The following is a 10,981-nucleotide window of genomic DNA, read 5'->3' on the forward strand; positions in this document are numbered from 1 at the left end:
CTAAAAAGGCCGATGTATACTCATAAAGTTCTGCTTTGGGATCACTGATCACCATGCTTTCTCCAGATAACGCCATCAGGCAGATAGACTGTAGAACTAGAGTTCTTGTTTTCCCAGAACGAGTGGCCCCAATCGTCAGGGTGTGGCTATCATCTGATATATAGTGAATTTTCTCTTTTCCTCCCTCCTTCTTCATTCCAATTACAATTCCTCCCCGATCCATAAGGCAGTATGGATCGTCTTTTCTGTCCCATTCTAATTGCGGTACTTTTCGAGGTTCCGGCGCTGCCTGTCTTTCGATTGCCGTTTGAAATTGATAATCGACCAGTTCAAAACCTTCCTCTTCTCCTTTCTTTTCGATTGCCTTTTCTCTCGTCTCCTTCTTTTCTATGGGAACGACAACGGGATTCTTTCTTCTGTCCTTTAAATGAACTCCGTTCTCTGTTTCCTGCTTACCATGATTCGGCCCTTTCAAAAAATCGAGTCCTTCATACCCAGTCCTTATCAACTGCTTCACTACCGGATGAGAGGGATCCAGCCAGAACACATCAAATATCTGATCCTTTTCTTTCTCTCTCAGCCACCTGGCTGACCCGTGCTGGTACTGTCCAACTGCCACCGGCGTCTCAATATCCTCCGTTACCTTCACAAGATCGCTCTGATACGACCGGCTGTTTTGAATAAAGAATAGCAAACACGCCAAAAGAATCATACCTTCAAACGCCAGAAACAGAAAACGCTGCTGTCTCTGTTCTGCAAGCCCCGAAAGGCATGCTCCTATTGGCAGTAAAACCAGGGTACGGTACTGGCGAGACATAAGTCCATGCAGTGATGCGGTAAAATATAGGTTGAACAAAGAACCTATTCCAATCAATGCAGTACTTAAAATGATCTTTTCCTTCTGTTTCATAACTCTGGCCCTTCACCTTCGTAAGTTACCCTGTTTCCCTGATTCATTCGAAATTCCGGATAAAGCTGTTGCAGCATTTCTAAAACTTCCGGCCGAACCTCCCCCAGAATCTCTCTCCTGGATACTGCCATACGATCCTCGTCAATTGGATGATACAGATGAACCGTATCACTAAACTTAGCTCCCGGCCCGCAGCCCGGGCCATGACTGGCATACCAGATTTGATTGCGTGGGAAACGGTATTCTGGTTTTAAGCTGTTGTATGATAATACAACCACCCGATTTTCATAGTTTCTATTCTGGCTTTCTTCGAGACAATCTCGTTCTGACAGCAGCTCATTTTCATCTACGCTAATCGGATAAGATTTTATTTCCAATGGCTCCGGCACATAGAACACGGGAATGTTGTACTCCTTTGCAAATGTAATTTCTTCCCGCATTCCCTCACTATGAATCTTTCCCATAATCCAGAGTTCATCTGACTTTTCCAGCATATTGAGCCCCATCTCCAGCCCTGCTTCCCTCTGCTCTGGAATCGTATCAGGATAAAATTGTGCAAAGTAAAGGTGCGGCGCAAATGCAACCACACCCGATTCCAATGCATTTTTACAATATTGTTTTGCAAGTCTGATATTCGTTTCATAATCCCCTCGATAGGGGCTGCATAGGTATACCAACCGCATACGGCACTACCTCCTCTTCGGTGCATAAAAAACAAGAAGTTCCGTCCGGTCTTTTAAAAAGTCAAAATGCAGGTAGTAATCCCGGATCAAATAGTCGCTGTACCGTTTATCAATCGCGTAAAACTTTCGCTCCACGAAATCTACAATTGTTGTATCTGGGATTTCTTCTGCAAGACGATCATTATAGGTATCAAGCAACTGGCTAAGACAATTCTTGCAAAACAGTTTACCTGCCTTCTCTTCTTCCAGATTACTATTTTCCCCTGGCATAACGCTTCCTTTTCCAAATCGCCTTCTTTGATCCGTCGAAACAGCAACCGCACTCCCACCATCTCCTACCGTTATCAAATGATAACTGGAGCCGCTCACTTCTTTTTCTGATTTTCCACCATCGGCATCGCTCAGAATAGGAATATCCAGAATCTGTCCCGTATTCACGTTCATGAATCCAATCGAATCAAACTCACCGTAATGCCCCATCAGCCCTCCATTTCCACATAGATAGCAGCTATTATCAGCTTCCCGCGAAACATCTGTGTTTGCCATTTTTCCAGAACAAGACGTTATAACCAACCAGCTAAGAACAACTACGCCTCCCACCATACCGGCATAGAATCGTCTTTTATGGCTCATATCCATAATCTATATTCTCCCCATAATCATCATCTAACTGTTCCATGGGTTCTGTATCCCGAATCGTCTTCTCTTCCTCATGCCTGTTCAAAAAATCTCCAGGCATACCATTGCTTTCCGGTATCTGCTCGGCTTCCGGCACGATTTTATTAAAGGCGTGTCGATACGCAGGATAGCATGTACATAACGTGGATATTAAATCAATCTCCGACGCAATACAGTCCTGGCATTCATGGAAGATTCCCTTTAACTCATAAAGAGGAATGGCGCATGAATCAGCGGAATAATACAGATAACCGTTTCGTTCTTCTCCATACTCATATGCCATAGGAGAGAGGAAATTCTCTGCAACTGTTTTTTCAACTGCAAATTCTATGGAATCATTTTCTGTCTGACCCTCCCGATTTACAAAGTATATCCCATTACGAACCTTACAGGCACTTTCTCCTTCTGATGGCGGCGGACATTCTCCAAAGTATTCAGGCAGGCTGATCCGTCCGTGCTGTTTGATTTCTTCCATCTGTTCCACAAGCTGCGCTTCTAAGCGGCGGCTGAATTCCAATCTCTTTTGCAGTATTTCATAAAGAGGAATATCCATGGTATTATCTTTCCCATAGTAAAGATATTCTCCCTCCTCATTTCCAGCTTCGATAGCCTTAGCCGATACCGTCTGATCTGCCTTCTCTTTTCCTATTACGATTCCTTCCCCATGCTCTGCATAGATGTAATACACATTCAAGGCAATCTCGACACATGTATTGATATTGCCCCAAATAGATGCTCCCTGTGGCTGCTGCATACTTTTATACCTCCTGTTTTGATTCGATTTTACCATAATTATAAAGTTGTATCTACCACATGTGTAGATATCTTATATTTTATTCTCTTATCCCACATAATAATAGTGTGGAAAGTGAGGATCATAACATGAAATTAAACGATCATTTAAAGCAACTTCGTACCTCCAAAAATCTCAGTGTTTACAAACTGGCCCGTATGACCGATGTATCGGAAAATCACATTCGTTCCATTGAAAAAGGCAATTCTCAGCCATCCGTCTTTACGTTAGAAAAGCTGCTGACTGCCCTCGGAACAAACCTTGCGGAATTCTTTAACGAAGAACAATCCGTTCTCTACCCCACTGAAATGGAGCAGGAACTGCTTCTGGCAGTTCGACGCTTAGATCCGGAACAGACCAAAGCGTTAATCCAGCTGGCAGCTTTGATGAATCGGGATGAGAAAAATCCGCTTTAACGCTCCAGCATCTGTCCCAGCCCCCAAGCCCCAAACAACTGATTGATTGCAAACGGCCGCTCCGGTTTATGGAGTTCCGGTACAGCCTCCTCAATCTTTTCTATGAGCTTCCCGACCGCTTCCAGTTGTTCGGTCGGGCTTTCCTGATCGTCCATGCGCATATGGATTAAACTGCTGTGCAGAATTTTAAGTTCACTTTCGGTAAATAACTTCTTTTCATCGACAAGACCACTTCTGGTTGCAAAACTCTCGAACGCCTCATCCTTGTTATAAAAATACTGCCGCTGTATAGGCATATTGTTATTTTCTAAATCCTGGCGGTAAGTGGAAAGCACATAGCCGAAAAGCGGGTGATGCTTACAGGCCAGAATCACATTCTCATGTTCATTGATTTTCACCACGCCATTGGCCAGCTTTTCTACCTTATCGTCCTCATAAGGCTGATCAGAACAAATTCCGCATACATCGGCAGTAGCCAGCGCCAGCTGCTCGATTCTTTCTATCAGTTTATCCGGCACTTCCTCGAAAGGATTCTTCATGATCACATCGCCCCTTGTGTAAAAGGCAATCACTTTTCCTCTATGCCGGATATCCACCAGATAATCCGGCGAGCTCGGTTCCTCCACCGTATATCCTTTTTCATTCAGTGTTTTAAAAAAAGCATTGTAGAATTCGACCTTCGACTTCATCGAAAAACCTCCTGACTTTAATGCTCAAATCCCTTATCCTGATTCTTCAAATACCACTCTTTTTGACCTTCTTTGGAAAGCTGGAGTGTCCCCGGTCTTCGTCCGTCTGCAAACTCTTCTTTGGAATCGGCGATGCCCGCAAGCATCTCCAGACTCTCCAATACAATCTGTTCTGCATAAAATGCTTTCCGGTCCTGGATGTACTGCATTGTTCGCATTTCACCCTCTAGCCGGATCACCATGCGCACGCCGCTTAAAACTCGGTTTGCCAGTACCTTCCTTGCTTCTTTCTCATACCCTTCTGCTTTTTGAGCCAGGTAAGCCGTATCTGTAGAATAGAAAGCAGCCTGGCATTTCTTTGTTTCACAGTAGGCTTCCACCGCATCTCGTACTGGTTGAAAATGACTGATCATATCTTCCACTGCCTCATCAACCTGCTGTTTCACTTCTGGTGAAAGCAATTGATAAGTAATTCTTCCATTTTCCGGCATAGCCTGCCGCAGCTTCAGCAAACGACTTCCGAGATCGTTTACTGCTTTTTCTGAAAACGCCACTTCATAGTCCAATTCCTTTTCCAGCGCTTTATTGATCTCCTGATATTTGTTAGGCTTCAATCTGCGCAAGTACCGTTCAAATTCGTCTACCATCTCATCGGTAATCTGTCTCATGGCGCGCAGGTTCTCATCTTTTTTCTGTCCATATAAGCGGATTTTATCGGCAAATGTGTCTTTTATCATCTGCCTGCGTATCGCCGCCGGAATCGCCGGCGGCACATATGGATTCTTCGCCCGAATCGAAGTGTCCCAGAATACCACATGAATATGAGGATGCGTTTTTTCTCCATGAACGGCGCAGGCCCATTGAAGGTGCTCCCTTTTCATCCTGTTTTTTTCTGCAATCGTCAGGATATGATTTTCAATATAGCGCTGCCAGCTTTTCTGATCGTTTAGAAGAAGTTCTTTGGCCGTCTCCTCCGAAAAAGACACCACACTGCGGTACATGGTAATATTCTTTTTAGAATTGGCATAGGCCAGCCTTGCAATCTCTTTCCAGTCTTTAAATTCCTGTATAGGCCCCGGCTGCATCTTACCAAACAATCCGTGACACATCCCTTCATTCTTCAGCACTCTGGGCCGGGTTGCAATGTAACGGATATGAGCGTAATTTGCTTCTGGTGTATCTTTTCGGTTCGGGCTCCGGTGGCGTTGTTTGTAAATTAATATGGAAATAATTCTTCTCCTTCTTTTACAACATTACCGCTTCAAATCCCATCTTACTCCTATCTTTCATGCTCATCATTGGCGATAACTTCATCAGCATAAGACGCATATACATCCTCGCTCATGTTTCTCTCTTCCATACCAGAAAATCCTTGATCCATATGATCCCATGTTTCCTCTCTTTCGCTGACCTGGTAAAAACGCTCATTTTCTCTGTCATACGCATAGACCTGATCGGAAAGAATATCTCCTTCCGGCACGGACTCATCATTCACTGACCTTACCGTGGACTGTAGTTCCTCCACATTTATTTCTCCATCGTCTTTCATCAATAACACTTCGTGAATACTACTGGGTAAAATGAAGTAATTTCCCTGAAATTTATCTCCAATTGTTTTTAAGATATCCGGATAGAGAATTGTTGCAGCACCATTCACGATATTGCTATTGGTGAGATAATAAAAACGTTTTTCCTTCATTTCTTCCGGATATTGCTCAGGTACAGGTTCTGCCCTAAAAAGAAATTGACCAGCATCTGCTATGATAAACGGATATTTCTTCATATTTTGTTCCAAAGCAGCCTGATACAACTGTTCCTCACGAATCCCCCAAATATCCAGCATTTTGTTTGTTACCTTTACGCTTTCAAATCCGTCCCTGTTACTTGCAACCTCAATCCGGTAAACAACTGCAAGATCTGTTTCCGGAATTTTTCTATGTGTGATTACTTGAAGCTGGCTCTGATTCCTTTCTGCATTAAGAATCTGAACAGAAAGCCGCTCCTTGATCCCTTCAAAAGAATTCAAGTTGATTGCTTCCATTTTGTTCAATTGCTTTTCCGATTTTCGCACCGTCGCCGCGATGTCTTTCATAATGGGTTCCATATCTCCCGTACCCATGTAAGCCACATATGCCTTATCCAAAAAGATATTGGTCGAGTATTCTCTATCCGGTTTACTAAGAACCAGAGCGTCCACTTCCTCAAATAATTTATTTTCGGTTTGCTCAATCTTCATGTCGATCTCCGGGTCCATTTCGCCCAAATAGTCCTTGATATGACTCAATATATAACTCTTAAACTCTTCGTAATTCATATAGATACCTCCTGAAATTCGTTTACTCTGGTTATAGTTTATCTGCCAAATGCATCAGAAAATCTGTGTCATATAAAAAGCTGTTGATCTGGAAGTCTTTCTTCTGCATATAATCGACTCCCAGAGCAACAGCTTCTGATACCATATGTTCCATTTCTTCCAGACTCCTCCGGTCTGCAAGATGAATCAATACCTTTACCAGCAGGAAAAACATGGCCGCATTGATTTTCCCTGTTTTCATTAACATTTTAGCCAGACGGTCCGCACTGTGATCACTGATGGCTTTAATATCCTCCACATGATACACTGCTGTGATTTCCTGCCGGATTATTCTGGCAATGAAGTCTACCTGTTCTTCATAACCGTTTACCTTCAGTCCTTCTTCCACAAAGTTCCGGATCAATTCGGAAGTTGTCGTATGTTCCCTGGCTGCCAGCTTGTCCAGTGATTTCAATGTTTCAGTGGGAAAATTCACAGAACGCTTTTGGGTTTTCTGAGTCAATCTTCATCATCTCCTTCCGGAAAAAGATCAAACAGGCATAATTGATCCGGATCCATTCCCCGGCCTCCATTCACCCACCAATCATAGAGTTCCTGTCCCGTTTTCCAGCCATGGCGGCTCGGTGGTTTGTTCTCCACACATTTCTGAAACGCATTAAGATACATACGCTTAAACTCCGGGCTCTTCTCCAGTTCGTACTTATTATCTACCATCGGACAGCCTACACAGCCAATTCTCTTGTGGCCTTCCTGATACAAAGGATTGGTAACAATCTGATATCGGTCAATAAATTCCCACACCTCCGTTGTCGTCCAGTCAATGATCGGATTCACAATTACTTTTCCTTTCACCTGGCAGATTTCCATCAGTTTCCGTTTTGCATCGTTATCATTTTGCAGCTTAATCCGATCCTTCGTAGTCCGCTGGATCTCATAGGCTGCCCGATTCTGTTTTCTCCTGGCGCTTTCCTCCCATCTCACTCCGGTAATAATATACCGGTTGCAATTCTGCGCTTCTTTCAGCACATCACAACACCAGCGCCGGTGACGCAGCGGCGGCCCTTTTAGTGGAATTAATTCCCAAAAGGTGGTCCGCTGTCCTTTATAGATGGGATAGCTGATCGTATAGGAAATTCCCAGCTCCTCCCACCGTTTCTTCTCCCTTCTCACATAATATACGGTTTCCGGATAATCCACCGTCGTATGGTTATGTACTATTTCAAATGGTACACCTGACAAATATGCCAGCTGCTTAATCACATTGGAATCTTTTCCACCACTGTCACACACCACAAAACCTTTCGGGTCATTTAGTAATGCCCGATCAGCTAATACTCGGATTCTTTCAATCGCAACCTCTACTTTATCAACTTCACCAAACAATGTAATATCGTCGAGGATAAAACACCTCTTTCATTGCTCGCTGTCTCTTTTCTTGTCACGAAGTCTCGATATCCTTGAAGTTCCAACCATAACCCGCTATTTATGCGGGAACCCCGTTGCAGGCTTTGCCTGCAAGCTGCTTTGCCGGCGAGTGGAACCCGCCTATTCCTGCCTTAAGCCAAAATCCGAGATTTTGGTCTCAAGTTTTGATGGCCCCAAAGCGGTCCATCATTCGCTGCGCTGCTTTCAAAAGCGGAAAAGAATCTGGTCGGCGCCCTCACCTGTACTCCTCCTCTCTGGTCTTTTCTAGCGCTCATAGTCAATCCCCTCACTTCCGCATAGATTTAACACTGTCTGCTCTGCATGTATTGGGTGATCCTCTGATATCATCCCCTCTTGATACATGGACATCGCCTGGTCTGCCCCAACAATAATATGATCAAGTACCTTTATCCCCAATATATGAAGCGCTTCCTGCAACTGTTTTGTAAGCGCCAGATCCTCTTCACTTGCTTTCAGTGAACTGCTGGGATGGTTATGCGCCAGGACAACAGCCACTGCATCCAACTGAAGAACTCTTTTTACAAGTTCTCTCGAAAAAAACGCAGTCCGGTTCACGGTCCCTTCCGCAACTTTCTCACACGATATCACCCCACCGCCAGAATCAAGATACGCACAAAGAATCATCTCCCGCTCTCTGTAAAACGCCAGTTGCGAGATAAAATATTCTTTAGAAGACTCACACCCACTCAACACCACTCGTTCCCCCCACTCCCTCTTTCTCAAAGACTGATAAGCATTTAAAAATTCTCTCAGCTGAACGATCTTTTTATACTGTGCTTCCGTCACCCCCACCGCCATTGGGTGGTCAACAATATGCAATAAATCAAACTGCTTGGAATACTCCTCTATTTTCCTTTTACTGATACCGGTGATCCGGCTGAATCCATCCATAAAATGTTCCCGGCTGGTTCGGACTGTCTCCATGATACATCCCTTCCATCATATGATTCCAACCTTGCAATCGTCTCCAATTTTCTCTCAGTTTCTACCGACAGCCCCAGCACAGGATATTCCCTGAGCAAAGCAGTGAATGGATACTGTTCTAAAAAAGTCTCCATTTCTGTCTTTTCCTCTTCATCAACCTCCAGTAATAAAATCAGGAGATCGGCCAGCAATATCTCCTTATGCTTTTTCCCTATCTTTGTTTCCCCTGTTCCTCCCATCACCGTTCCATTTCCTCCCCCTTCTTTTCCTCCTGTTCCTGCTCTGGAAAATGGTAGTATTCCATCAGATCCTGGTTAAAATCCTTCAAGTGCGGTGTCTGAATCGCCGTCCAGTAACCCAGTTTCTCATATTTCTTTTTCATTTCTTCCGCTTTTACCTGACCATGATTATGCGGCGTCCCATCCGGCAGATGGCCCTCGCTGTCATTGTCATAGCAGAAAACAATCTCCTTAATCTCCGGATGGTTTTTCAAAAAACGTTCCAATGCGCGATCCGAAAGGCAGCCCTCTGAGATACGGTAATCCTTCGTCCAATCAATCCCAAACCGCTTACACAATGTAGCGTGACTAATGGCATCAATCGGTGCTTCAAACTCGTATACCCGTTTGCTTCTGCCAGGCATAAGAAAACCATAAGTCTTATCAGAATTTTCAACATCCTGTCGGAATCCCCCATGGAGTTTCATTTCCCTCAGAGAACAATAACGGGGCGTATCCTCCTGATCGTAGCCCACGAATGCACAGTTAATATATTTCTTCCCATTGATCTCCTGTCTCACTTGAAAAATCCTGCCCTGATCCATCAACGCATAGACAATATCCTCATCCAGTTTCCGATCGCTTACCAGATATAATGCGGCCCGATTATTATTTCTATCACGGGGCGGCAGAACCATCTTCTTCGTTTTCTCTTTAACGGGTTCCGCAACCGTAAACGTGGAACCGTAAGCGCGGCTTCCCAGGACGCTCTCCATGGCTTCCACCTTGCTCAGTCCAAAGTATTCCATGGCAAATTCAACGATATTTCCATGTTTCCCCGTTGTGAACCAGTGAAATCCACGGCCATGCTTAAATAAATACAACCCACCGCTGTTCTTTACGTGGACCGTATTTGCATCACCCTTTTCAAGAATCAAACCATTTTCTACTGCAAAATCAATGATATTCGTATTGTAAATTTTTTCGACCTCTTCCTTTGTAAATGGCATCGGTTTCTGTTTAGTAACCATGTCAACCTCCTCATTGTTCCATACAATCCTCATAAAAACTCTCTGATTTACTTTCTAGCACTTCATCAACAGGAGTATCTTCGGGCCGCTTATCTTCTTCCATCTGAAATTCAAGTTCCAGAGCCAGATGAACCTGTTCTTTTAATAATTCTCTTAACTTTTCCTCATCTTTAAATGGTTTGGACAACTCCAGCTTTGCAGCCTTTAACTGTTTCTCCAAATCTTCCAGCTTCACTTCCATATCCAGTTTTAGCTCATCCAACCTTCCGATCGTATTCTCAATCCTTGTGATATTTCCCAAACTAGATGGACCTGCGGTAAAACCGTATATGCCTTTTCCAGTCAGTTCAACATTAATGATGCCGCTAATGCCACGAGTCAAAGAGATCGTAAATCCCGCGTAACTTCCAATCACCAAAGTGTCTCCCTCACTTTTTCCCAGTCTCCAAAACAGGAGTTCCAAATGATCACTGGCGTCACTCCTGCCTCTGTGGGCCTTATGCTCTAAAGTCATAGAAAAATCCACTCTCTTGTTTTTGTGATAGCGCTCTACATCGACTCTGTATTTTTCGATCTGATCCCGGCATTTCTCGATTCGGCTTGGATAGCTGAAAATTACATCATTTTGAAGCTCCTGGTGATTGGCTTTCCAGGACGCTTTCAGTGTCTGTAATCGATAGATTTCATTATCTACTTCCATTTTATGTTTCATCCTGGGATCTGCCGCCAGTGTCTTAAACTCTGCATATTGCAGCACCGTTTCATCGATATCCTCACAGCTTCTGGCCGCTGAGCGCCCCGTCATAATCTGGCTGATATACTTTTGCTTCTGCTCTAAAATCTGCCACAGATAAGCGTCAAACGTCTGCTCCGTAATAT

Annotated in this window: 14 protein-coding genes; 1 reads left to right on the forward strand and 13 read right to left on the reverse strand. The window is 44.0% G+C overall.

Annotated features, from left to right (window positions below; translation table 11 throughout):
• The 4 genes from ACLTD4_RS30895 to ACLTD4_RS30910 form a co-directional block, all read right to left on the reverse strand.
• On the reverse strand, positions 1 to 910 hold a 910-nt coding region (locus ACLTD4_RS30895), incomplete at its 3' end, for a type IV secretory system conjugative DNA transfer family protein (protein WP_412331827.1).
• On the reverse strand, positions 907 to 1,593 hold the full coding sequence (locus ACLTD4_RS30900; protein WP_148510436.1) for a DUF4406 domain-containing protein: 687 nt from the start codon (positions 1,591 to 1,593) through the stop codon (positions 907 to 909). The genes ACLTD4_RS30895 and ACLTD4_RS30900, both read right to left, overlap by 4 nt.
• Before the next feature lie 6 nt (positions 1,594 to 1,599).
• Positions 1,600 to 2,232 (reverse strand): hypothetical protein, encoded by a 633-nt coding sequence (locus ACLTD4_RS30905; protein WP_412331828.1) that lies wholly within the window; start codon positions 2,230 to 2,232, stop codon positions 1,600 to 1,602.
• Positions 2,216 to 3,025, reverse strand: coding sequence for a hypothetical protein (locus ACLTD4_RS30910; RefSeq protein ID WP_412331829.1), 810 nt, complete (start codon positions 3,023 to 3,025; stop codon positions 2,216 to 2,218). The genes ACLTD4_RS30905 and ACLTD4_RS30910 overlap by 17 nt, the downstream gene beginning before the upstream one ends.
• 128 nt (positions 3,026 to 3,153) lie before the next feature.
• Here ACLTD4_RS30910 and ACLTD4_RS30915 point away from each other — a divergent pair, with 128 nt between their 5' ends.
• Complete coding sequence (locus ACLTD4_RS30915; RefSeq protein WP_412331830.1) at positions 3,154 to 3,480, forward strand: helix-turn-helix domain-containing protein; 327 nt, start codon at positions 3,154 to 3,156, stop codon at positions 3,478 to 3,480.
• Here ACLTD4_RS30915 and ACLTD4_RS30920 read toward each other — a convergent pair.
• The 9 genes from ACLTD4_RS30920 to ACLTD4_RS30960 form a co-directional block, all read right to left on the reverse strand.
• On the reverse strand, positions 3,477 to 4,169 hold the full coding sequence (locus tag ACLTD4_RS30920) for a hypothetical protein (protein WP_148510440.1): 693 nt from the start codon (positions 4,167 to 4,169) through the stop codon (positions 3,477 to 3,479). The genes ACLTD4_RS30915 and ACLTD4_RS30920 overlap by 4 nt on opposite strands.
• Positions 4,170 to 4,186: 17 nt before the next feature.
• Positions 4,187 to 5,401: a MobP3 family relaxase gene (mobP3, locus tag ACLTD4_RS30925; protein WP_412331834.1), complete on the reverse strand. Its 1,215-nt coding sequence runs from the start codon at positions 5,399 to 5,401 to the stop codon at positions 4,187 to 4,189.
• 47 nt (positions 5,402 to 5,448) lie between these two features.
• Positions 5,449 to 6,483, reverse strand: coding sequence for a DUF5688 family protein (locus tag ACLTD4_RS30930; protein WP_412331831.1), 1,035 nt, complete (start codon positions 6,481 to 6,483; stop codon positions 5,449 to 5,451).
• 31 nt (positions 6,484 to 6,514) lie between these two features.
• On the reverse strand, positions 6,515 to 6,985 hold the full coding sequence (locus ACLTD4_RS30935; protein WP_148510443.1) for a ribbon-helix-helix protein, CopG family: 471 nt from the start codon (positions 6,983 to 6,985) through the stop codon (positions 6,515 to 6,517).
• Positions 6,982 to 7,866, reverse strand: a complete 885-nt coding sequence (locus ACLTD4_RS30940; protein ID WP_412331832.1) for a phosphoadenosine phosphosulfate reductase family protein — start codon at positions 7,864 to 7,866, stop codon at positions 6,982 to 6,984. The genes ACLTD4_RS30935 and ACLTD4_RS30940 overlap by 4 nt, the downstream gene beginning before the upstream one ends.
• 306 nt (positions 7,867 to 8,172) lie before the next feature.
• The gene (locus tag ACLTD4_RS30945) at positions 8,173 to 8,853 is read right to left on the reverse strand and encodes a JAB domain-containing protein (protein ID WP_148510444.1); all 681 of its coding nucleotides are present in this window, start codon (positions 8,851 to 8,853) and stop codon (positions 8,173 to 8,175) included.
• Complete coding sequence (locus ACLTD4_RS30950; RefSeq protein ID WP_187383047.1) at positions 8,775 to 9,095, reverse strand: hypothetical protein; 321 nt, start codon at positions 9,093 to 9,095, stop codon at positions 8,775 to 8,777. Before ACLTD4_RS30950 ends, ACLTD4_RS30945 begins: the two co-directional genes overlap by 79 nt.
• A complete protein-coding gene (locus tag ACLTD4_RS30955; protein ID WP_029467356.1) occupies positions 9,092 to 10,102 on the reverse strand; it encodes a DUF3991 domain-containing protein in 1,011 nt (336 codons plus the stop codon). Before ACLTD4_RS30955 ends, ACLTD4_RS30950 begins: the two co-directional genes overlap by 4 nt.
• 10 nt (positions 10,103 to 10,112) lie before the next feature.
• Positions 10,113 to 10,981 (reverse strand): hypothetical protein (locus tag ACLTD4_RS30960; protein ID WP_412331833.1); only part of this gene is annotated, 869 nt, incomplete at its 5' end.

Source organism: Hungatella sp., assembly GCF_046966825.1.